General features: G+C 60.3%; 18 protein-coding genes and 1 pseudogene. 6 read left to right on the top strand and 13 right to left on the bottom strand.

Going from position 1 to position 22632, the window contains the following annotated elements:
• Positions 1-6 precede the first annotated feature (6 nt).
• Positions 7-777: an MBL fold metallo-hydrolase gene (locus ABD112_RS06005; protein ID WP_343924094.1), complete on the top strand. Its 771-nt coding sequence runs from the start codon at positions 7-9 to the stop codon at positions 775-777.
• A 42-nt stretch (positions 778-819) separates the two neighbouring features.
• Here the strand turns inward: ABD112_RS06005 and ABD112_RS06000 are convergent, their stop codons facing one another.
• From ABD112_RS06000 to ABD112_RS05975, 6 genes are all read right to left on the bottom strand, one after another.
• On the bottom strand, positions 820-1257 hold the full coding sequence (locus tag ABD112_RS06000) for a hypothetical protein (RefSeq protein ID WP_343924092.1): 438 nt from the start codon (positions 1255-1257) through the stop codon (positions 820-822).
• Between the two features lie 101 nt (positions 1258-1358).
• Positions 1359-2189 (bottom strand): aldo/keto reductase, encoded by an 831-nt coding sequence (locus ABD112_RS05995; protein WP_343924091.1) that lies wholly within the window; start codon positions 2187-2189, stop codon positions 1359-1361.
• Between the two features lie 78 nt (positions 2190-2267).
• Positions 2268-3407, bottom strand: coding sequence for a bifunctional 2-methylcitrate synthase/citrate synthase (locus ABD112_RS05990; protein WP_343924089.1), 1140 nt, complete (start codon positions 3405-3407; stop codon positions 2268-2270).
• 65 nt (positions 3408-3472) lie between these two features.
• A complete protein-coding gene (prpB, locus tag ABD112_RS05985; RefSeq protein WP_343924087.1) occupies positions 3473-4378 on the bottom strand; it encodes a methylisocitrate lyase in 906 nt (301 codons plus the stop codon).
• Positions 4378-5871 carry an MmgE/PrpD family protein gene (locus ABD112_RS05980; RefSeq protein WP_343924085.1) on the bottom strand — a complete coding sequence of 498 codons (1494 nt, stop codon included), beginning with the start codon at positions 5869-5871 and terminating at the stop codon, positions 4378-4380. The genes prpB and ABD112_RS05980 overlap by 1 nt, the downstream gene beginning before the upstream one ends.
• Before the next feature lie 11 nt (positions 5872-5882).
• Positions 5883-6554, bottom strand: coding sequence for a GntR family transcriptional regulator (locus ABD112_RS05975; RefSeq protein ID WP_343924083.1), 672 nt, complete (start codon positions 6552-6554; stop codon positions 5883-5885).
• Between the two features lie 365 nt (positions 6555-6919).
• Here ABD112_RS05975 and ABD112_RS05970 point away from each other — a divergent pair, with 365 nt between their 5' ends.
• The gene (locus tag ABD112_RS05970; protein ID WP_343924082.1) at positions 6920-7714 is read left to right on the top strand and encodes a GNAT family N-acetyltransferase; all 795 of its coding nucleotides are present in this window, start codon (positions 6920-6922) and stop codon (positions 7712-7714) included.
• Positions 7715-7842: 128 nt separating this feature from the next.
• Here ABD112_RS05970 and ABD112_RS05965 read toward each other — a convergent pair whose 3' ends face one another.
• Genes ABD112_RS05965 through ABD112_RS05955 form a run of 3 tightly spaced genes read right to left on the bottom strand, consistent with a single transcriptional unit; the run spans position 7843 to position 11080 of the window.
• Positions 7843-8799, bottom strand: coding sequence for an NAD-dependent epimerase/dehydratase family protein (locus tag ABD112_RS05965; RefSeq protein ID WP_343924081.1), 957 nt, complete (start codon positions 8797-8799; stop codon positions 7843-7845).
• Positions 8796-9755: a bile acid:sodium symporter family protein gene (locus ABD112_RS05960; RefSeq protein ID WP_343924080.1), complete on the bottom strand. Its 960-nt coding sequence runs from the start codon at positions 9753-9755 to the stop codon at positions 8796-8798. Before ABD112_RS05960 ends, ABD112_RS05965 begins: the two co-directional genes overlap by 4 nt.
• On the bottom strand, positions 9752-11080 hold the full coding sequence (locus ABD112_RS05955) for a flavin-containing monooxygenase (RefSeq protein ID WP_343924078.1): 1329 nt from the start codon (positions 11078-11080) through the stop codon (positions 9752-9754). Before ABD112_RS05955 ends, ABD112_RS05960 begins: the two co-directional genes overlap by 4 nt.
• Before the next feature lie 197 nt (positions 11081-11277).
• Between ABD112_RS05955 and ABD112_RS05950 the strand changes: the two genes are divergently transcribed.
• A complete protein-coding gene (locus ABD112_RS05950; RefSeq protein ID WP_343924077.1) occupies positions 11278-13590 on the top strand; it encodes a glycosyltransferase family 2 protein in 2313 nt (770 codons plus the stop codon).
• Complete coding sequence (locus ABD112_RS05945; protein WP_343924075.1) at positions 13587-15182, top strand: chitinase; 1596 nt, start codon at positions 13587-13589, stop codon at positions 15180-15182. Before ABD112_RS05950 ends, ABD112_RS05945 begins: the two co-directional genes overlap by 4 nt.
• Here ABD112_RS05945 and ABD112_RS05940 read toward each other — a convergent pair.
• Positions 15179-16852 carry an ABC transporter ATP-binding protein gene (locus ABD112_RS05940; RefSeq protein WP_343924073.1) on the bottom strand — a complete coding sequence of 558 codons (1674 nt, stop codon included), beginning with the start codon at positions 16850-16852 and terminating at the stop codon, positions 15179-15181. The genes ABD112_RS05945 and ABD112_RS05940 overlap by 4 nt on opposite strands.
• A 53-nt stretch (positions 16853-16905) precedes the next feature.
• Here ABD112_RS05940 and ABD112_RS05935 point away from each other — a divergent pair, with 53 nt between their 5' ends.
• Positions 16906-17514, top strand: a complete 609-nt coding sequence (locus ABD112_RS05935; RefSeq protein ID WP_343924071.1) for a PH domain-containing protein — start codon at positions 16906-16908, stop codon at positions 17512-17514.
• A 65-nt stretch (positions 17515-17579) separates the two neighbouring features.
• Here ABD112_RS05935 and ABD112_RS05930 read toward each other — a convergent pair whose 3' ends face one another.
• The 3 genes from ABD112_RS05930 to ABD112_RS05920 all read right to left on the bottom strand — a co-directional run bounded on the left by ABD112_RS05930 (position 17580) and on the right by ABD112_RS05920 (position 22078).
• Positions 17580-18698 carry an ABC transporter permease gene (locus ABD112_RS05930; protein ID WP_343924069.1) on the bottom strand — a complete coding sequence of 373 codons (1119 nt, stop codon included), beginning with the start codon at positions 18696-18698 and terminating at the stop codon, positions 17580-17582.
• A gap of 2 nt (positions 18699-18700) precedes the next feature.
• A complete protein-coding gene (locus ABD112_RS05925; protein ID WP_343924067.1) occupies positions 18701-20245 on the bottom strand; it encodes an ABC transporter permease in 1545 nt (514 codons plus the stop codon).
• Positions 20246-20308: 63 nt separating this feature from the next.
• Positions 20309-22078: an ABC transporter family substrate-binding protein gene (locus ABD112_RS05920; protein ID WP_343924065.1), complete on the bottom strand. Its 1770-nt coding sequence runs from the start codon at positions 22076-22078 to the stop codon at positions 20309-20311.
• Between the two features lie 148 nt (positions 22079-22226).
• On the opposite strand from ABD112_RS05920, the pseudogene ABD112_RS05915 reads away from it, so the two are divergent.
• A pseudogene (locus ABD112_RS05915) lies at positions 22227-22632 on the top strand (hypothetical protein); the annotation flags it as partial.

Raw genomic sequence — 22632 nt, 5'->3', positions numbered from 1 at the left:
CAGGGTATGTCGAAGTTGACCGTGACCTACATTGGCGGCCCCACCGCGTTGCTCGAATATGCGGGATTGCGCATCGTGACTGATCCCACATTCGATGCCCCGACCCATTACCCCGACGAGGGCGGCGTGCCACTCACTAAGACTGAGGGTCCGGCGTTGAGCCGGGCGGATGTTGGCGCAGTCGACCTCGTCTTGTTGTCGCATCACGAACACCAAGACAACCTCGACTACGAGGGACTCGAACTTCTCGCCACCGGCGTGCTGACGATTAGCACCATGAAGGCCGGCTCTGACCTGTTCGGTGGTGGCGTTGTCGGTCTCGACTCGTGGGAATCCCGCGAGATCGGCGCCGTCACGGTCACCGCAGTACCTGCCCTGCACGGCCCTCCCGGCGCTGAAGCACGCGTTGGCCCTGTCACCGGTTTTGTGTTGCAGGCCGAGAGCGAGCCGACCATTTACGTCAGTGGCGACAACGCCTCCTTGCCGCTCGTGCAGCAGATCGCTGGCCGGTTCCCGGACATCGACATCGCGGTGCTTTTCGCCGGCGCTGCCCGCATCTCCGCCGTCAACGGTCCCCTCACTTTGACCTCAGCGGATGCCGCAGAAGCCGCCCGCATTCTGGGCGTTCACCACGTGGTCGGCCTCCACACCGAAGGGTGGGAACACTTCACCGAAACCCGTGCCGACCTCGAGGCGGCTTTCGCGGGAACGGGCCTGCTCATTGACACCCCGCGCGGTATTCCCGTCGGTATTGAGCACTCCCCAGTTGCAGATTAGAGCCCACTAATCTCGAGGCAAACGAATTTAGCTTCGTCGCCGCTACTGAAGCGGTGCGCCTCCGAGGTGCACAAGATAGACACCGGGGCCGTTCGGAATAGGGCGAAGTCGAACTTCCACGGGGACACCCCTGGACTCCACAGACACCGAACGACCATCGACGAGATCCGCAACATCATCACGAGTGAGCATGACGTCATACTCGCGTTCGGCCCACGCCTGAACCTCGATGGCATGCTTTCCAAACGCGGCGTTATCGCGCTGCTCAAACGACGCTGCAGCAGAAAAGAGCCCCAGAACACTGCCCGCACTAATCACCAACGCAGCGGTCGTGAACAGCGCCGCTTTGATCCTCAAGCCCGGACCCGCCATCCAGTAAAGAATGGCCAACACAACAACGGCGAAAGCCAGAACGGCGCCGAGAAAAGGCACGAACGCCCACCCCTCGGTCGGGCTGGAATACACTCCTGGATTGCCCACGATCTTTCGCCCTCTCCCGTAACTACCAACCGTGCCACAAGCCGGCACCCCCTCCACCAAGGTGAAAGGAATACCGGCTCTCTACGTGCGAACTAGTTTACTTAGAAAGTCGCCTCGTCGGGGTTGGAGCCAACGCGCTGGTCGCGGTCAATCGCGTCAATGGAAGCCATCTGCTCAGTCGAGAGTTCGAAGCCGAATACATCGAAGTTCTCGGCCATGCGCTCGCGCGAGTTCGACTTGGGGAACACAATGATGCCGCTCTGCAGGTGCCAACGAATGGCAACTTGGGCGGGTGAAACACCGTGGGCCTCAGCCGCAGTCTGCAGTGCGGTCTCGCTGAACAGATCGTACTTGCCCTGACCGAGCGGGCCCCAAGCCTCAATGTGCATCCCGAGCTCGGCACCATAGGAGCGCAAGTCACGCTGAGCGAACGCGGGGTGCAACTCGATCTGGTCGACAGCCGGAACCGTGCTGCTGCCTGCGATGATTTTCTCGAGGTGCGGGCGGTGGAAGTTGCTGACACCAATGGAGCGCGCCTTGCCTTCAGCCTTCAGCTGCTCCATGGTGAGCCAGCTCTCAAGGTAGAGGTCGAGGTCGGGGCGAGGCCAGTGGATGAGGTACAGATCCACATAGTCGAGGCCCAGCTTTTCGAGGCTGAGATCCATGGCATCGCGAGCCGAGTCTGCGCCCTGGTCGCTGTTCCACAGCTTGGTCGTAATGAAGAGTTCTTCGCGCGGGATGCCCGACGCCTTAATGGCGTTGCCCACGCCCTGCTCGTTGCCATAGATCATCGCGGTATCGAGGTGGCGGTAGCCAACTTCGAGGGCGTCGCTAACGATGCGCTCGGCCTCCTCGGGGTCGACTTTGAAGACACCGAAGCCGAGCTGGGGGATGGAATTGCCGTCGTTCAGTTCAATCTGGGGAACAGTCATTTCTCCATCTTGCCACTCGCGACTGACGATTCCATCCCAGCTTGTGCGGCTTCTAACGAACCCGATGCGGTCCGCCTGTTAGATGTGGCGCTCGTCTACTCCCGAGTAGGCGGCGAGCGGACGAATGAGGGCGTTCGATCCGGCCTGCTCCATGATGTGCGCGGTCCAACCGGTAATACGGCTGGCCACAAACAACGGCGTGAACATGTCGGTGTCGAACCCGATGAGGTTGTAGGCAGGGCCACTCGGGTAGTCGAGGTTGGGTTTGATGTTCTTGCGGCTCGTCATGGCCGTTTCGAGGGCGTCGTACAGTTCCATCATGTCGGGGCGATCGAATTCGGCGACGAGAGTTTCAAGCGCGGCCTTCATCGTGGGGACCCGCGAGTCACCATTCTTGTAGACGCGGTGACCGAAGCCCATGATCTTGCGCTTCTCAGCGAGAGAAGTCTCGAGCCAGCCTTCGGCGTTCTCGGCGGTGCCGATCTCTTCGAAGACGTGCATGACTGCCTCGTTCGCTCCGCCGTGCAACTGACCCTTGAGCGCACCAACGGCAGCAGTGACAGCGCTGTAGAGGTCGCTCAGCGTGCTTGTGACGACGCGAGCGGTGAAGGTCGAAGCGTTGAAGGAGTGCTCGGCATACAAAATCATCGACACATCGAACGCATTGACGACAACGAGGTCAGGAACCTCGCCGAACGTCATGTGCAAGAAGTTGGCCGAATAGCTCAGGTCATCACGCGGTTCCACGAGCTCTTGGTCACGACGACGACGCTGGTCGTACGCAATGATTGCCGGCAACTTCGCCATCAGCGTGAGCGAGCGTTGCATATTGAGATCAGCATCGATCATGCTGGCGGGGTCAGTGAGGGTCTCATCCACAGCACCAAGCACGCTGACGGCGGTGCGTATGACATCCATCGGATGCGCAGAAAGTGGAAGCTCGTCGATCACACGCTTGGTGTGCACATCGAGGTGACGCTGCGCCCGTTCGGCGTTCTGGAACGCCACCAATTGCTCATCGGTGGGCAGCTCGCCATTCCACAGCAGATAAGCAACCTCTTCAAAGGTGCACTTCTCAGCCAGTTCCTGCACGGGATACCCGCGGTACATCAGAGAGTTGGTCTCCGAGTTCACCTTGGAGATTGCGGTGGTGTCGGCAACAACACCGGCCAACCCCTTGCGGATTTCGGTCTCTGGGGTGCCTGTTAGGTCAGTCATTGTGCTCCTCGGTGGTGGTATCGAGTCGAAGTTCGAGTGTGGGTGGTGAAGTTAGCGGTGGCTGTCTAGTGGTGACTGTCGAGCGTGAAGTTGAACACCGACGAATCGAAAGCGTTGTAGCCCTCATAGTCGAGTAGTTCATACAGGCGAGCCCTCGTCTGCATCTCGCCAACAACCGACTGCTGGGTGCCGTCGGCGTTGATCGCATCGAGGGTGCGTTCTGCTGCGCCCATTGCACTACGCAACAGGGTAACGGGATAAATAACAATGTTTACGCCGATATTGCTCAATTGCGTTGTCGTGAAGAGTTCGCTCTTACCGAACTCGGTCATGTTCGCGAGGATCGGAACATCGACGGCGGTGCGCATCGCCTCGAACTCGCTGAGATCTTTCATCGCCTCAGGGAAGATAGCGTCAGCACCGGCATCCACGAGCTGTTTCGCGCGGTCCATCGCGGCATCCAAACCATCAACAGCGCGGATGTCAGTGCGGGCCATGATCAGCAGGTTCGGGTCGCGTCGGGCGTCGGCAGCCGAGCGGATGCGCTTGAGCGCGGTGTCGGTGTCGACCACGGCTTTACCGTCGAGGTGTCCGCAGCGCTTCGGGTTGACCTGGTCTTCGATGTGGAGTCCAGAGACACCCGCATCTTCGAGAGTCTGCACGGTGCGCGCCACATTCATGGGTTCGCCAAAACCGGTGTCGGCGTCGACGAGACTGGGCAGGTCGGTCATCCGCGAAATCTGCTGCGAACGACCAGCGACCTCGGTGAGCGTCGTCAGGCCAATGTCGGGCAGCCCAAGGTCGGCACTGATGACGGCACCCGAAATGTAGACGCCATCGAAGCCCTTGTCTTGGATGAGGCGAGCGCTCAGCGGGTTGAACGCGCCAGGCACGCGCAGAAGTTCACCACTCGCGAGTCGCTCACGGAACTGCGCACGCTTGGTCGCGGGGTCGGTCTGTGAGTACAGCATTAGAAGATTCCTTTGGCAGTGGTGGCGGGGAAGTTGCCGCGCACGGTCAGCTCACCCAGTTCGGATGCCGACAGCTCGGGCAGTCGTTCGGCAGCAGCTAAGAAGCGTTCGATTTCGTCGCTCGCAAGCACGCCATCGGCGAGGGTGCGGAACTTGTTGATGTACTGCTGGCGGGCGAACGGCCGAGCGCCGAGTGGGTGTGCGTCAGCGACGGCGATCTCTTCGACGATGCGGCTTCCGTCGGTCATTTCGATCTCGACGCGACCACCAAAGGCTTTCTCGGCGGGGTCGATCGAGTGGTAACGACGCGTCCACTCGGCATCTTCTTGAGTGGTGACACGCTTCCACAGCTCGACAGTGTCTGGGCGGTTGGCGCGCTCGGGCGCGTAGCTGTTGACGTGGTGCCATTCCTGGTCTTGCAGCGCCACGGTGAAGATATACGGAATGGAGTGGTCGAGTGTTTCGCGACTCGCACTGGGGTCATACTTCTGCGGGTCGTTAGCGCCCGAGCCGATCACATAGTGCGTGTGGTGGCTCGTGTGGAGCACGATGCGGTTGATGTTGTCGACCGTGAGTTCTGGATGCTCGCGCCCCAACTTGCGGGCGAGGTCAATCCACGCTTGTGCCTGATATTCGGCCGAGTGCTCCTTCGTGTACGAGTCGAGGATTGCGGTGCGCGACTCCCCCAGCTCGGGCAGCGGAACCTCGTAGTGCGCGTCGGGACCGTCGAGCATCCAGGCGATCACTCCGTCTTCGCCTTCGTAAATCGGCGTGGGGCTGGTCTGGCCCCTCATGGCACGGTCGACTGCTTCGACTGCCATCTTGCCGGCGAAGGCTGGGGCGTGGGCTTTCCACGTGGAGATCTCGCCCTTGCGCGACTGGCGAGTAGCGGTGGTCGTGTGCAGAGCCTGGCCGACGGCCTGGAAGATGGTTTCGGTGTCGAGCCCGAGGAGGGTTCCGATGCCGGCCGCAGCGCTCGGGCCGAGGTGGGCAACATGGTCGATCTTGTGCTTGTGCAGACAGATTGCCTTCACGAGATCGATCTGAATTTCGTAACCCGTGACGATACCGCGCAGCAAGTCAGCGCCGGTGCGACCCGTGTGCTGAGCAACAGCGAGGATCGGAGGGATGTTGTCGCCGGGGTGCGAATAGTCGGCGGCCAAAAAAGTGTCGTGGTAGTCGAGCTCGCGCACGGCGACCCCGTTGGCCCAGGCTGCCCACTCTGGGCTGACGCGCAGGTCGGAACCGAAGACAGTGGCTCCTGGCTCGTAGGGGTGACGCTCGGCTTGAGCACGCGCGGCAACGACCGGCGCCCGAGTGAGGGATGCGGTAGCAACAGCAGCGTTGTCGATCACCCGGTTGATGACCATGTCGGTGACGGCATCCGTCGGTTCAAGTTGTTCGGCAGCGATTTCGGCAATCTTGTGCGCGAGCTGGTCTTCGCGGACCAAGTTTTCGTCGCTGCGGTAAACGCGCAGGGAGTGATTCTTCACGGTGGAGCCTTTCAGTTTGCGGCGCGCAGGGGGGATTCTGCGGCCATGGCTAGTGCGCTCGTGAGCGCGTGATGGAGATGGATGTGGGTAGCGTGGGCGGCGAGTTCGGCATCCCGGGCGACAATCGCCTGCACGATCAGCAGGTGTTCGCGGGCGGCGGCAGTCAAGCGCTCGGGATTGTCTTTGGCCAGTCGGCGCACGCGCACGAGGTGGGTGCGCAGCGAGTTGAGGGCACCGATGAGGTAGTCATTCTCGACCGCATCATCGACGGCGGCATCAAAGCGGCGCACGAGGTCGAAGTAGGCACTGCGGTCACTATCGTCGCGGGCGAGCAGTTGGGGAACTGCCTCGAACTCGCGCTCGAGGTCGGCAAAGGTCGTGCCGGTGTGTTGCACGGCCGCGAGGCGCACGGCTTTCACTTCGAGCGCTTTGCGCACATCAAAGAGTTCGCGGATGTTGTTAACCGACACGTCGGTAACGACAAGCCCTCGACCGGATTGGCTCGCCACAAGGCCATCCGTCATGAGTCGGGAAAGCGCTTCGCGCAGCGGGGTGCGTGACACCCCGAGCCGCGCAGCCTGCTCGACCTCGCCGAGGATGGTTCCGGGCGCGAGTCGCCACTCAACAATGTCGTCGCGCAGGGCTTGGTAGGCGCGCTCGCTGGCCCTCAATGGTGTTGCCATGCGCACCTCCCGTGATTGTCTCAGTCGGTCGACACCGTGACTGTATACAAGATTGCCAGTTTAGGCGAATAACCCGCAGAAAGAAAGGTGAAATCAACATCTTTGTATACAAAGTGAAGTGCTAATACATTTATAAAAAATGTTTGAAAACCCGCGTCATAAACCGGACCAATCCCAGTCTCTTCTAATAAGCGACTGGTTACCGCAAGGGTGCGGGATGTGCACGGGGAAATTGCACGGGGAAAATCCTGCGAGAGGGGCTCACGCATAATGCGTAGCCCCTCTCTTTCTTTGACTTTCAATGCACGCTGTCAACCACCACGACGCGCTACCCCTCAGCCGCGCGGATGGTTACGCTGATCGCCATGACTTCCTCTGCCGAGCTCCTTGCGCTCTATGACGCACAACAGCGACTGATCGTGCCCGAGCATCCGCCGGCCGGGTTGATATTCGAGCGCATCGGTAACGTGCTCCGCGTGACGGGTCGCAGCGAAGGGTTTGTCGAGACCACTCAGCACCTCGACCTCAGCGGAGACGAAGTGGACGCACTAATCGTTGAGCACCGCGACTATTTTGCAGCGCGAGGCGAGGCCGTGGAATGGAAGACCCGGGCCCACGATTTGCCAGCCGATATTCCCCGCCGACTTGAACGGGCCGGGTTCGTGGCGCAAGAAGCCGAGGCAGTGCTTGTAGGCCACACTAGAGATCTATTAACGGCAAGGCCCCTCCCTCCCGGAGTCGAGGTCCGTCAAGCTCGAGACAACGATGACCTGGTCGGGATGGCGAGCATGCTTACTGAGGTCTGGGGCGAGGACTTTGGGTGGATGGTTGATGAGCTCGAATTGCAACTCGCGGTCGCGCCCGACCTGACCGTGGTGTTCGTGGCAGAAGTTGAAGGTCGTATCGTCTCCGGAGCCCGGATCGAGTTCACTCCCGGCAGCGACTTTGCGGGACTCTGGGGCGGCTCCACGGCCCCAGAATGGAACGGCAAAGGCATCTACGGAGCAATCGGCGCCGCGCGCGCCAAACTCGCAAACGACCGCGGCGTACCCTACCTGCAAGTCGATGCGTCCGACGAAAGCAGCCCCATCCTGAAGCGACGCGGCTTTGTCGAGCTCACCACCACGACACCCTATTTATGGACACCGCCGAGCAGCTAAACGGCGGCTTGGTGGAACCTAGGCAGCACCTCGGTGACATCTAGCCGACACGTAGCGGACCTCATCCACATCCACCTCCACATCCACCTCCGAGGGGCGTCACACGTGCGCCGACTTCCTCGAGAGCTCTATCGCAGCGCCCGCGCCTCAAGATAAGCACTGAATGCCTCATGGCTTGTCTTGCTGGGGCGAAAACCGAATGACTCTTTGAGCGCTCGATTATCGAGCACCGGACGGTAGCGCAAAAACTTGACCTGAGCCGGCTTGTGCGGCGTCAACCGCAGCCCATGCCCGACCCACAGCGCGACCGCGAAGACCCACGGCGGCAGAACGAGAAGCTTCTTGCCCAGACCGAGAGCAATCTCTCTCACCGTCACCTTGCCATCGCCGGCCACGTTGAAGATTCCTGATGGCCCGCCCGTTGCTGCACGCACCATCACTTCAACAACATCATCCACCCACACAAAGACAAACGGACTGTCAGATCCGGCAAGCTTCAGCACACGACGCCCGTCCCACAGGGCCGTGATCTGGTTGTCGACCGTCGGACCCAAAACGGTGCCGATGCGAAAAATGGTCTGGCTCAGTTGCGGCGCAGATTGTCGCAGCTCGGCCAACATCTCTTCGACCATCCGCTTGTGCTTGCTGTACGGAAAATCGTCATTGCCGCGCAGTGGGTCAATCTCGGTGATCCAGTCGGGGTTGTCGGGGTGATAACCATAGGTAGCGCCGCTCGATGAGACGACGATGCGCGAAACTCCCGCCTTGACGCAGGCAGCGAATACCGCGCGTGACCCCTCAACATCGACCGCGAACTCTTCAGTCACCGTGGTGTTTTTGCCGGGGTTCACGATTGACGCCAAGTGCACAACGGTGTCGATCTTGTGGCGACGCAGCAACTCTGGCAGCCCGGCAGCCTCCATCACATCAACGCGGTCGTACAGCACACTGGGCAAGCGCACGCCGGGGCTAGGGACGCGAATATCTGCGCTCACTACACAGTCAATGGCATCGGATGCAGCCAACCCGGCTACTACCGAGGTGCCCAAGAATCCGCTGCCACCCGTCACAAGAACTCGACTCATGCGACTGCCTCCGTACCGCTCGCGGGCACACCGGAGTTCGGTCCCGAACCCTCACCGGCACCCTTCGCCTTGCGGCGCCCCCACCAGGTGGCCAGTGCGAGTCCCGCGATGATGTCCCAGATGCCCCACCAACCTGCGACGACAGCCATGCCGCCGAGCCCGCCGAAGAAAGCAAACACTAGCCCCAGTCCAAGCCCGGCATTGCGGATGCCAACCTCGAAAGTGACCGCCTTAGCCTCATAGAGTGCCAAGCCGCCGAGTCTGGCGCTCGCATAGCCCAGACCGAGTGCGACCGCATCGTGCAGGAAGACCGCCAGCAGCACGACTCCCACGTAGGCGATGAAGAACTGAAAGTTGCCGGCGAGCGCCGCAATGATGAACCCGAGCAGCGCCAAGAGGCTCACCCATTTCACCGTCGGCTGCACCTTTTTGGCAAAGGCTGGCCAGCGGTTCTTGATGGCAAAGCCCACCGCAAACGGCAGCCCAATGATCAAAACAATCTCCAACAGCATCTGCCAGCCGTTGAGGCTAACGCTCTCCAAAATTGCGGATGCTGTGGGGTGCCAGCCACCCCACAGCGAGAGATTAACGGGCAGCATCACGATGTAGACCACATTGGTGACCGCGGTCATAGAAACCGACAGCGCGACGTTGCCCCGCGCACGATAGGTGAGCACTTGCGAAATGTTGCCGGGAGGGCAGCAGGCGACCAAAATCATCCCGAGTGCGATCGACGGACCGACCTGCAACAGCAGGGTGAGCCCGAAGGTGACGGCGGGCAACAAGACGAGCTGCGCGACCAAGGCAATCGCAAACGCACGAGGTGCTTTCAGAACTGCCCGAAAGTCTTCGATGCTCGTGTCGAGCGCGATACCAAACATGATCAATCCAAGTACAACGCTCAGCGCGATGAGCGACCCTGCGCTGAAGTTAAGCATCGCATCATCGATCGTCATGAGTGTGCCTTTCGGGTGAGGATCTTGCGCAGCCGTCGCAGCGTGCGTCTATAGGCGTCTTTGTTGACGTAGTACGACATTCGTTCCAATGCCAGGTACTTGTAGCCTCCGGTGAGGTCGGGCCACGGGTTCTCAGCGGACTTCCTGAAGTGCTCGGCGGCGGCAGGATCATTCTCCTGAGCGGCAAGATAGGAGGCCAAGAGTTCGGCCTGCTCATAGCGCCCCTGCCAACCGATTCCGCTGGCCTCAATCATGCCCATCACATAGAGCCCGTTGAAGGTGGGTGGAAACATGTTGAGATATAACTCGGGCGCCATACCCAGCCAATTGAGATGTTCACGATCAACAAACGGGTAGTCGAGGCTATACCCGGTTGCAAGAACAATGAGGTCATAGTCGGCGTGGGTGCCATCAGTGAAGTGCACCGTATTGCCGTCGAAGCGTTCGGGTGCGGGCACGATGCGCAGATCGCCCTGCCCCAAGTGACCAAGCACAAGCGTGTTCACGATCGGATGCGACTCATAAATGCGGTAATCCGGCCGCGGGAAGCCAAACTGCACCGGATCTCCCGTGAATGCCTTCAGCACTCTCGTGTCGATGAATTGCTTGATGCGGGCCGGAAGCGGGCGCCCCTGATTGAGAGTGTCAGCCGGCTTACCGAACAGATAGCGCGGAACAAAGTAGTAGCCCCGGCGCACGCTCAGGTCGATGCTGTCAGAGTGATGCACCGCATCCACCGCAATGTCGCAGCCACTGTTGCCCGCACCAACGACCAGCACGCACTTGCCCGCAAACATCGTGGCCTTCTTGTACTGACTCGAGTGAATGATCTCGCCCGCAAAATGACCGTCAAAGTTTGGGATGCTGGGGTGCGCTAGCGTGCCGTTGGCGAGGATCACGCCGTCAAAGTGTTCGGTCTGCGGCTCTCCGCCGGCATTCATGCCGTCAGCGGCATCCCTGGGGCTGGTCGTTACGTTCCAACCGCCGCCTTCTGCCGGTTCCACGCGCTCAACAGTGGTGCTGAAGCGAAACTTCTGCCCCAAATCGAAACGATCGCTGAAGGCGCGAAAGTAGCGTGCAAGTTCACGGTGGCCGGGGTAGTCGGCCGTGGTTTCCATCGGCAGCTCATGAAACTGAGTCGTGGTGCGGGAGGAAATCAGATGGGCTGACTCATACATCGTGCTGCGCGGATTGTCGATATTCCAGAGGCCTCCGACATCCTTCGCCGACTCAAAACCGACATAGCGGATGCCCGCCTTATCGAGAGCGCGGGCGGCAGCAAGCCCCGAAGGCCCAGCACCAATGATGGCGATGGTACGAGGCATCCATTCCTCCAGGGGTGAACAACACTATTCAGGGCGTTTCCGCAGCCTACTAGACCCTCTCTCGCAGGTAGACCAATTCGCGACCTAGTAAAGTTTTCTTGCCAACAGAAGCTCAGTTAGAAATACTGGGCGATGCAAGATCACCCGACGGTGTCTACCCGAAAGACGCCGGATCTTGCATAGGAGATTCACCAACCATGCCTAAAACCAGTACGGTTGCGCCTGCCCGGCGCCGCCAATGGGGCTCAGAAACGCGCCTCGAACCATTGCCCACCGTGCATCCTGCACCCAGTGATCGCACGATCGCGCTAGCGCGCCTCGCGATCGTTGCGACAATCGTCTTCTGGCTGACCTATGTGATCTATACGATCGTGCGTCAGTTCATCAACAACGGCACCGAGAGCTTCAGGTTTACCACCGAAGCCATTTCGTACTTAATCGTTGTCACCTTCCTCACCTTCTCCGCGCTCATGTACCTGATCGCGAGACACGGGGCCTATCAACGCTTTCGCGCGCACGCCCGTGTGCCTCGCGCTGAGCTCGATCGCCACTTCGCCGAGAACCAGAGCTCGATCACGGTGTTGGTTCCCAGCTACAGCGAGGAGCCGGATGTCGTGCGCGCTACCCTCTGGTCGGCGTGCCTTCAGGAGTACCCAACATTGCGTGTCGTGCTCTTGCTCGACGACCCACCGTTCCCCAACGACCCAGATGCGGCAGCCCAGCTTGCTCAATCACGGTTGCTTGCGGAGACGATCCAGGCTGAACTCGCTGATCCTCGCGAGCGCTTTACTGACGCTCTCGCCGACTTTGAACGCCGCACGCAGCTAGGCCGCACGGTCGGGCTGTTCGAGCTTGAGGAGCTCACCGAGCACTACCAGTGGGCGGCTGACTGGCTTGAGAACAAGGCGGCTAATGAGCAGCGCATCGACCACGTTGACGAGTTCTTTGTCACCCAGGTCATTCAGGGGCTTGCCGGAGAACTGCAGCTGACGGCAGATGCCCTAGGTGCAGCCTATGACGAGCACATGGTTCCCCCGACGGCGCGGATGCACGAACTGCACCGCCGCCTCGCGTGGACCTTCACCGCCGACCTGTCGACCTTCGAGCGCAAGCTTTACGCCTCGGTGTCGCACGAAGCGAACAAGGCCATGAACCTGAACGCCTACATCGGCCTGATGGGCGGCAACTACCGCCCAGAGGAGACCCCGACCGGCACCGTGCTGCGCCCCGTGAGCCACGCCGAGCCCGGCGATCTGTCGATCCCGGACTCGCAATACCTGTTGACGCTGGATGCCGACTCGCTGCTGCTGCGCGACTACTGCCTTCGTCTCGTCTACTTGCTTGAGCAGGCCGACAACTCTCGCGTTGCGGTAACTCAGACCCCGTACTCCTCGTTCCGCGGTGCGAGCACTCGCATCGAGCGACTCGCTGGTGCCACTACTGACCTTCAGCACATCCTGCATCAGGGCAAGTCTTACTACGGCGCAACCTTCTGGGTTGGGGCCAACGCAGTTATCCGCAAGGCCGCTCTCGACGACATTGTTGAGACCGAAACCGAGGGTGGTTTCACGGTCAAGCGTTACGTTCAGGACCGCACTGTGATCGAGGACACCGAGTCGAGCATCGACCTTGGCGCCCACGGCTGGACGCTCGTGAACTATCCCGAACGCCTCAGCTACAGCGCAACACCGCCCGACTTCGGTTCGCTCGTGGTTCAGCGTCGTCGCTGGGCAAACGGTGGACTGCTGATCATGCCCAAGCTGATGCGTCAGATGCGCGAACGTCGGGCCCGTGGCGAGACCGTGCCGTGGACCGAATTCTTCCTTCGCGTGAACTACATGACATCGATCACGTGGGCGAGCTTCGGCCTCGTGTTCCTGCTGGCCTACCCCTATGACAGTCGCCTGCTCAGCCCGGTAGTACTCCTTGCCGCCGTACCATATTTTCTGGCCATGGGCAGCGACCTTCGCTACAGCGGCTACAAGTTCACCGACATCTTCCGCATTTACGGCTTCAACCTGATTTTGCTTCCCGTGAACCTTGCGGGAGTGCTCAAGTCGCTTGAGCAGGCAATCACAAGCAAGAAGATCCCGTTTGCCCGCACTCCCAAGGTGCGCAACCGCACCTCAACTCCGCTGCTCTACGTGCTGGCGCCACTCGTGATCATCACGTTCTCTGTCTTCACCTTCTGGCGTGACCTCAACGCCGGCAACTGGGGAAACGCTGCATTCGCGGCCTTCAACCTAGTTCTCGCCGGGCTCGCTGTCGTGTCGTACATCGGCATCTGGAACACCATCGTCGACATTTGGTTGGGCGTCACTCGCCCGCTCTTTGTCGAGCGGAAGGCCAAAAAGAAGAAGCAAGAGCCAGCACCCGAGTCGACCGATCTCGACTGGCGCTCGATCCTCTACTACGGCGACAACAGCGGGGTGCACACCAAAGTGCGCGATTCCATCGTCTTTGCTGAGATGCTCCCGCCCGCCGAGTCCCCTAGCGAGGTTCGATCATGAGCACCGCAACCCACAGGCTCTCGTTCTGGCGACTCGTCATGGCTGCGGTTGTCGCCATTGCAGTCGCTGCCGGCGGACTCTTCGCCTACCAGGCCTGGGCATCAACCCAAGCGGATCCCGCGCCTGACCCCTGGTTTGCCGCCTACGTGGATGTCACGGCTACCCCCAGCTACGAGTTCGAAGCCGCAACGAAAGACAGCGGCAAAGAGGTCATGCTTTCGTTCATCGTTGCCGCCACAGCTGAGAACTGCACCCCCACGTGGGGAACCGCCTACACAATGGATGAAGCTGCAGTTTCGCTCGACCTCGACCGCCGCATCGCTCGCCTACAGCAGCAGGGTGGCGACGTTGCCGTCTCGTTCGGTGGACTCCTGAACAACGAGCTCTCGACCACCTGCACTGACCCGGCTGAACTCGTTGCCGCCTACGATTCGGTGCTCGAGCGCTATGCCTCAACCACTATCGATCTCGACATCGAAGGGGCGAACCTCAGCGACACTGCTGCGGGAGAACGACGTGCGGCCGCAATGGCCACCCTGCAACAAGCACGACGCTCGGCCGGGGATGACCTCGCCGTGTGGCTCACGCTGCCCGCAGCAACATTCGGGCTCACCGAAGATGGCACCACCGCCGTCGCTCAGATGCTCGATGCGGGTGTCGACATCGCCGGGGTAAATATCATGACGATGAACTTCGGCCAGAGCCTGGCCGAAGGAGAAACCAGCGGTGCGGCATCCATTCGCTCACTGCAAGAAACCCACCGTCAACTGGGCATTCTGTATGACAACGCCGGAATCGAACTAACCGATGCCACCATCTGGACCAAACTCGGTGCTACCCCGATGATCGGCCAGAACGACATCGCCGCCGAAGTCTTCACCATGAAGGATGCTGCCGCGCTCAACGAGTTCGCGTTAGAAAAGGGCACCGGGCGCATGTCGATGTGGTCACTCAACCGCGACATCACGTGTGGGCCAAACTACGCCGACACCGAGCGCGTTTCTGACTCGTGCAGCGGCGTTGCCCAGGGCGACCTCTTCTTTGCGGATGTCTTGGCTGACGGTTTCGAAGGTCACGTCGCCAGTTCGGCGAAGACCATCACCACTGAGGAGCCAGTTAACCCCGACGGCTTTGTTGACGACCCCGCTACGAGCCCCTATGCAATCTGGCAAGAGGACGCCAGTTACCTAGCGGGAACCAAGGTGGTGTGGCACCGCAACGTCTACCAAGCAAAGTGGTGGACGCGTGATGAGCTGCCCGACAACCCCGTGCTCAATTCATGGGAAACGCCGTGGACGCTTGTCGGCCCGGTGCTTGAGGGTGAAACCCCCGTAGAGGTGCCAACGCTGCCGAGCGGCACCTACCCGAGCTGGGACGGCACCGCCGTCTATGAAGAAGGCGACCGTGTGCTGTTTAGCGGTGTGCCCTACGAAGCCAAGTGGTGGACCCAGGGCGATAGCCCAGCGGCATTCTCCTCTGACCCCGACGGCACCCCGTGGGTTCCACTAACGACCGAAGAGATCAAGGCACTGGTTTCCAGCGGCGAGACTGGCCAAGCGGCAAATCTCGCCACCGCCGAAACTGACGGCTAAGAAACAAGCCCTTCGCGTTCAGCACGACGTCGACGCTGTTCCTCAGGATCTGGCAGAGGAACGGCGGCGATGAGTCGCTGAGTGTAGGGATTCTTCGGGCTGCGCAATACCTGATCGCGCGTGCCCTGCTCCACAATCTTTCCGCGGTGCATTACAGCAATACGGTCAGCCAAAATGTCGATCACGGCCAGGTCGTGCGAAACGAAGAGGCACGCAAAGCCGAGCTCCTTTTGGAGTTCTTGAAAGAGCTCGAGCACCTTTGCCTGCACCGACACGTCAAGAGCCGAGGTAGGTTCGTCAGCAACCAACAGCTTCGGGCTGAGAGCGAGCGCACGGGCGATACCGACGCGTTGTCGCTGGCCACCAGACAACTCGTGCGGGTAGCGGTTGCGCATGTGGGCCGAGAGCTGCACCCGATCGAGCAGCAGACTCACGCGTGCTTCTTCGTCTTTGCGAGTGAATCCGCCCACGAGTCGAAGTGGCTCGCCGATGCTCTCGCCGATCGGCATCCGAGGATTCAGCGATGAGCCCGGATCTTGAAACACGATGCCAATGTCGCGGCGGACCGCACGCAGGTTGCTCTTGTTGATGCCGACCATGTTTGAGCCAACAATGTCGAGGGTTCCCTCAACGGCGGGAAGCAACCCGACAACGGCACGACCGATCGTGGTCTTGCCCGAGCCAGACTCGCCCACGAGACCGAGCACCTCACCCTGCCGGATCGTGAGGTTGATATCGTCTGCAGCCCGGAACGCTGGCACACGGCCACGCTTCGGGTACTCAATCGCGACGCCCTTCATCGTGAGCACAACCTCGCGGTTGTCTTTCGAGGCGGATGCTTCGCCGGCGGAACCGAGGTGCGGCACTGCGGCCAAGAGTGCCTGAGTGTAAGGATGACTGGCACCCGCGAACAGCGACTCTGCTGTTCCCGTCTCCACAACTTCGCCATCCTTCATCACCATCACGCGATCGGCAAGGTCGGCCACAACGCCCATGTCGTGAGTGATGAGGATGATCGCACTGTCGAGCTTGGAGCGCAGGTGGTGCAGTAGCTCAAGGATTTCGGCCTGCACCGTGACGTCGAGCGCCGTCGTCGGCTCGTCTGCGATGAGCACGCGAGGCTCACACGAGATGGATTGCGCAATCATCGCGCGCTGGCGTTGACCACCAGACAACTGATGAGGATACGAATCGAACGCTTTTTTCGGGTCAGGGAGTTCGACCATCGCGAGCAATTCGAGGGCCCGCTTCTGAGCTTCCACTCGCAGCATGCCCGGGTGGTGAACCTGCAGCGCCTCAATGATCTGGAACCCGATGGTGTAGACCGGGTTGAGCGCCGTCATCGGCTCCTGGAAGATCACGGCAATGCCGGCACCGCGAAGCTGACGCAGACGGTGCAGCGATGCTCCGACTAGTTCTTCACCCGCAAGCTTCACACTGCCCGAAATGCGACCGTTCTCAGGCAGCAAGCCGAGCAGCCCCATCGCGCTCGTGCTCTTGCCTGAACCCGATTCGCCCACGATGGCGAGCACTTCGCCGCCCTGAAGCGAGTAGTTAACGTTCTTCGCCGCCGCAACCCACTCCCCCTCGACCCAAAACTCGACACCGAGGTCGGTGACCTCGATTGCGGGAGTCTTCGTTGCTGCCTCAGAGATTGCTGTCTCAGCCATCAGGAGATTCGCCTTTCGCCCTGGATACGGTGCGCTCGTGGGAACATAGTTCCGTGTCGCCAAACTTCACCCTGCACTCGCGATTCGGGCGCGTACTTTCCATCGTCATCTTTGTTTCGTGCGCTGTTGCGTTCGTCATTACGGCCATTCAAGGGCGCTGGCTGGATGCCCTGCAAGTGCTGCCCGTCTTCGGCGTTGTTTCCCTGCTGACGTGGGCCATGTTCTGGCGCCCCGCGGTGCTCGTTACAGCGGCCGGCGTTACGCTGCGCAACGTAGTGCGCACGGTTGAGGTCGCGTGGCCCGAGATTCGCCGCATCGACACCAAATATGCGCTCTCCCTCGAAACGGCTCACGGCACTGTCACGGCGTGGGCGGCTCCCGCTCCCGGCCGTCACTCGGTCTTCTCGGCGGTGCGCCAAGACGGCGCGAACCTGCCGGAGTCGAGCTACCTGGCAGGCACAGTGCGACCCGGCGACCTGATCACGTCTGATTCGGGCCAAGCTGCGCACATCATCCGCACCCACTGGGAGCAGTTGCGAGACGATGGACATCTGGATGCCGCCGGCAGCGAGTTCACGAAGCTGCGCGTCACGTGGCACCTCCGCACGATCGCGGCTGTCGTTGTTCTGATCGTGGCTGTACTGCTCACCACGGTCAGCTAGCTTGCGCTGCATAGCCAACTCGAGCACGATGGCAAGCTCGAGAAACTCAGCTAGCGTCGTCGCTCTCATTTGTTGACGGTTTCGTCGCCGGGGCGTGCACCGGGAACGTAGCTCTTGAAGAAGCTGATGACTTGCGAGCCCATGCCGTTTTGCGTTGGCACCCGCTTCTGACGCGGATCGAAGGCGTCGCGCAGCCCGTCACCGATGAAGTTGATGCACAAGGCAATCACCACGATGAAGAGACCCGGCCACCAGAACAACCACGGCCGTGTCTTGAACGCTTCGTTGTACTCGCTGATGATCTGGCCAAGCGAAATGTCGGGTGACTTGATTCCGAAGCCAAGGAAACTCAGGGAGGTCTCCAGCAGGATCACGGCACTCATCAGCAGGGTCGCACTGACGACGATCACGCCGACCGTGTTGGGCAGGATGTGGCGGAAAATAATGCGGAAGTCACTCGCACCAGCAACACGGGCGGCGTCGACAAACTCTCGTTCGCGCAGGCTCAAAAACTCGGCCCGCACGAGTCGCGCCATGCCGGTCCACGCGATAAGCCCGAGCATCAGGGCGAGCATCAGGGCGTCGCCACCGATCGTACGGCCAAGAACAGCACCGAGCACGAGCAGCGGGATGATGATGATGACATCGGTGATGCGCATGATGAGCTGGTCGATCCAGCCGCGGTAGTAGCCAGCAAGGGCACCGAGGACGACACCGATGACGGTCGAGATGACCCCGACGATGAAGACAACGCTCAGTGACTGCTGCATTCCGCGCATGACACGGGCAAAGACGTCTTTACCGGTGTTGTCTTGGCCGAAGGGGTGATCCCCGAAGCTAAACGGCCAAAGAGTAAAGGTAGGGGCGCCGCCGGGAAGCACGATGTCGTAGCGTTCCCACCAGGTAGATGTCCACCATCCCGGAATTCGGAATCCATCAACAATCAGTCGAGTCGAGTTGGCATCCGGTTTGAGGTCACCCGTGCCGCCAACCACGGTGCCGACCGATGTGAATGCGAGCAGAATGAGGAAAAGTAGTACATACATCGAGATCACAGCCCCGCGGTGCTGCAAGAACCGACGACGAACGATCGTGCCCTGGCTGAGCCCGACTGTCGCCCGCTGCTCAATGCTGAGTTCTTGACCGACTGACTGGTCGTCGGCTACAGGCTTCTTATCGCTCATGATCAGCTCACCCGAATTCTGGGGTCAAGTGCCGAATATAGGAGGTCGGCGAAAACGTTGAAGAGAACCGCAAGGATGCCGGTGACCAGGAAGAACCCCATCACCAGATTTACATCGGTGCGTTTGAGCCCCTCGTTGAAGAGAGAGCCCATCGCCTGCCAGGCGAAAACTCTTTCGGTAATCACAGCGCCACCAATCACCGCCCCAAAGTCGAGCGCAATGATGGTTGCAATGGGGATCATCGCGTTGCGGAAGGCATGGCGCATGACAACGGTTCGTTCGCCGAGACCCTTGGCCCGAGCTGTGCGCACGTAGTCCTGATTCATGACATCTAACAGGCTGGCGCGGGCATACCGCGTGTAGGCCGCCAGCGAAATAATCATGAGCGCGATGGTGGGAAGCAGCATGTGGGTCATCGAGTCGAGCATGTTCAACCACGTGTCATCCACGCGTCGGATCGCCGGAGTCGATGCACCGATGGTGGCGATCACGCCATTGCTGAGGGGGATGCGCGCAACGTATTCATCCCAGCGCAAGAACATCTGGTCGAGCACCAGTGGGATGACGGTAAGGCCACCGACGAGACCGGCGGTTCGCGCAACAACAGCTTTGGCGTCGCCACCGACGAGCAACCCGACAACTACGCCGATACCGGCCATCGCCACCATGACCAACAGCACCGTCCACCCAGCGTTCAGGTAGAAGAACAGGAACTGCATCGGCCACCAGAGCGCGAGGGTGACGGCCACCACAATCGCGACCGCGATCAGTGCTCGTCGGTGTTGGAATCCGGTGGAGGTAAACAGCACGATGGCAGCTGTGGCGATAGTCAGAAGGGCTACACCGATAATGCCGATGGACGGACGCGCGAACCACTGAGTGATATCGAGCAAAAAGAGCATCCCTCCGATGCCGGCACCGACGCTGACAAAGGAAATCACTCGGGTTCGCAGTTCGCCGCCGACTACTGACGAGGCAATGAAGCCCATCACCAGGCCGATCACCACGATCGACCACCACGGTATGACGGGATCGCCTAAGAACTCGTTGAAGCGGATGGCGCCGAACTCTTTGAGGAGCACAGCAACCCAGAAGATGGGGAGCGAATAGAAGACGAAGGTGAGGAACGTGACCACGTAGTCATAGCCGCTGTACTGGCGAAGCGCGGTGGTCATTCCGATGGCAACACCAATCACGATCGCGAGGATCGTGGCAGCGAGCACAAGTTGAAGGGTGGAGCCGAGGGCGCCACTGATGGCATCGATTACGGGCTGTTCACCGCGAGCAACCGAGATGCCGAGATCACACTGCCCGATGAAGCAGGCACCGACGCCGCCGAGCCACGAGAAGTAGCGGAGAATGGGCGGCTGATCGAGGTTGAGAACCCCACTCAGGTATTTGATCTTGTCTTGAGCATTGGGGTCTCGACTACCGCGGAGTTCTTGCAGCGGATCACCGGAACCTGCGGTGAGTATGTAGACGATGAACGAAGCCACAAGCAACACAAGAATGGTGGCTACGAGGCGTCTGGTGACAAAGGTCAACACCGGTGATCCTCATTTCGGGGCANGGGCGCATGGCGCCCGCCTCACCCTTATGGCGCTACCGAGTTACTCGGAGTCAGCCGGTGCCCACTCCCAGAAGTTCCAGAAGTAGGTCGGCGACAGCGGACTCGGGCTGACGTTTGTTACTGAGTTGTTCCAGACGGTGATGCCGGGGAACTGGAAGATAGTTACGCCGTAAGCGTCGCCCCATACTTCCTTCTCCACCGCGACCTGGATTTCGGTCTGAACCGCAGGGTCCAGTTCGGTTTCGAGGTCCTTCAGGAGACCGTCAACCTTGGTGTTGGAGTATCCACCGAAGTTGCTGGGCTGGCCTGAGCCGAGGTACTGGTCGGAACCAGTGAGCGCGAGGCTCGTGGACTGCCATGCGAAGATAACCGCGTCGTGCGGGTTGATCGGCAGCGCTTCCTTGTCGGTGAATGCCCAAGTGGGCTCCGAGTCGTCAACAACCGTGAAGCCGGCGAGTGCTGCCGACTGCTGGATGAACTCGAACTCGGTGGCACGACGGACGTTGCCCTCGGGGTACCAGAACTTGACCTCGACCGGGGTCGAAACTCCGGCGTCAGCGAGCAACTTCTTAGCGCCATCGATGTCAACCTCGGCGTAGTCAGCCGAACCGTTGGTCGACGCGATCTCGTCATAGCCGGGAGCGCCGGGGATCTGCAGAACAGAGTCACGGAGCGCAGCGTTCGGGTTCAGCGGGCTGATCAGCTTCTCGAGGATCTCCGCACGCGGAACGACCTTCAGGAATGCCTGACGAACAGCCTTTGCCTTGTCTTCGTCTCCGCCGTAGGTTGCGGGGTCGAAGGGGCCACCGTTGTTGAACGTGAGGTCAATGTGCTCGTAGGTGGCTTCGTCAGCGGTTACGTAGTCAGCGTTCGAGAGTCCCTTGACGAGCTCAAGCACGTCGGGGGTTGGCTGGCCTGCAGCAATCTGCACGTCACCGTTTTCGATGGCCTGAACCTGAGCGGTTGAGTCCTCGATCTGGCGAACGATGATTCGCTCGTACTTGGGTGAAGGGCCCCACGTGTAGAGCGGGTTTGCCTTCAGCGCGACGTACTCGTTCTCAACCAATTCGTCGAGAACGTAGGCGCCACTCGAGAGAGCAACGAGGTCGCTATCCGGCGTGCTCGGAGCTTGGTAGGCATCGTTCCATGCCTTAGCTACCGGGGTGAGCCATTCAACGTCGTCGTTTTGCACTGCCTCGACGAACATCGACTTAGCTTCCTCAGGATCGGTGATCTCGGGGTAAGCAAGCCCAACAACACCGTGTGCTGCGACACCGAGGTCGTACTGGATCTCCCAGTCAACGTAGGCCTTGTCGTAAACAATGGTGATGCTCTTGTCGTCAATCTCCGGCAGGGCCGTAGAAAGGTCGCCGCGCGGGTTTGCGTGAGTGAACAGCGGTTCGCCCTCAGCATCTTCAGCACCGGCGAAGATCGTCGTCCACGACAGCAGCAGGTCAGCGGAGTCGATAGGAGTTCCGTCTGACCAAGTGACGTTGTCATTCAACGTGTACTTAACCGTCAGCGGGTCGTCGCTCGTCTTTTCGAACGTTCCGAAGTCGGTGTTACGCACAAGTTCAGGCTTGTCGTTGTAGTACAGGAACGACGAGTTCATCATGTACAGCACGACCGCGTTTGCGGTGTTGTTGCCTGCTGCACTGCTTTGGTTGAAGTTGTCAATCAGGTCATTCCACGCCACCGTGATCTCGGTGTCGGCAATAACTTCTGATTCGTACGGCGGAGTACACCCGGTCAGGGCGAGGGCTCCAGCCGCGAGGACAGCTATGGCAGCTGCGACGCGTTTGTTCTTCATCTTTCCTCCAGTAGAAAGCTGGCCGAAGGGATGGCGTAGACCAATCCCATGGCCGCCACTACACCGCAAACCTGAACGTTGGGGCAATAGAAACTGAGGATTCGCACAATTCGCAACAAGAACGACACATTCCTGCGTCAGTTAACTGTTGTTAACCCACAGGAAGTGGTGCGCGGATGAGCGTCGCGCAGGATATCGTCGACTCCTCATTGACAACATCCCCATCACCGTCTCGATCGAACGCACCGTAGACCCGGCCCGCATCGCCGAAGCAACCGCCTGGATGCAAACGGGCATCAATCTTGCCACCACGTGCCCGGGGTTTCTCGGCTCCGGCTGGGTGCGCGCCGGCACAAACACCACTACCTGGCACATGCTTTACAGGTTTGCGGATGCCGCAGCCCTCCTGCCGCTCGTCACGCGGGCGTTGCGGAGTTGGTTGGCGCCGACCCCGGGTTCTAGTTCGAAGTGCAACACGGTGTGGTTTCGTTCGATGATAGTTCTTGGAAGACTTCGGCGGGTGTTGCCCAGCCGAGGATTTTGCGTGGCCGGTT

The organism is Rhodoglobus aureus (assembly GCF_039527955.1).
Lineage (GTDB): Bacteria > Actinomycetota > Actinomycetes > Actinomycetales > Microbacteriaceae > Rhodoglobus > Rhodoglobus aureus.
Note: the sequence above shows the minus strand (reverse complement) of the source record. Positions and strands in the feature narration are given on the sequence as shown.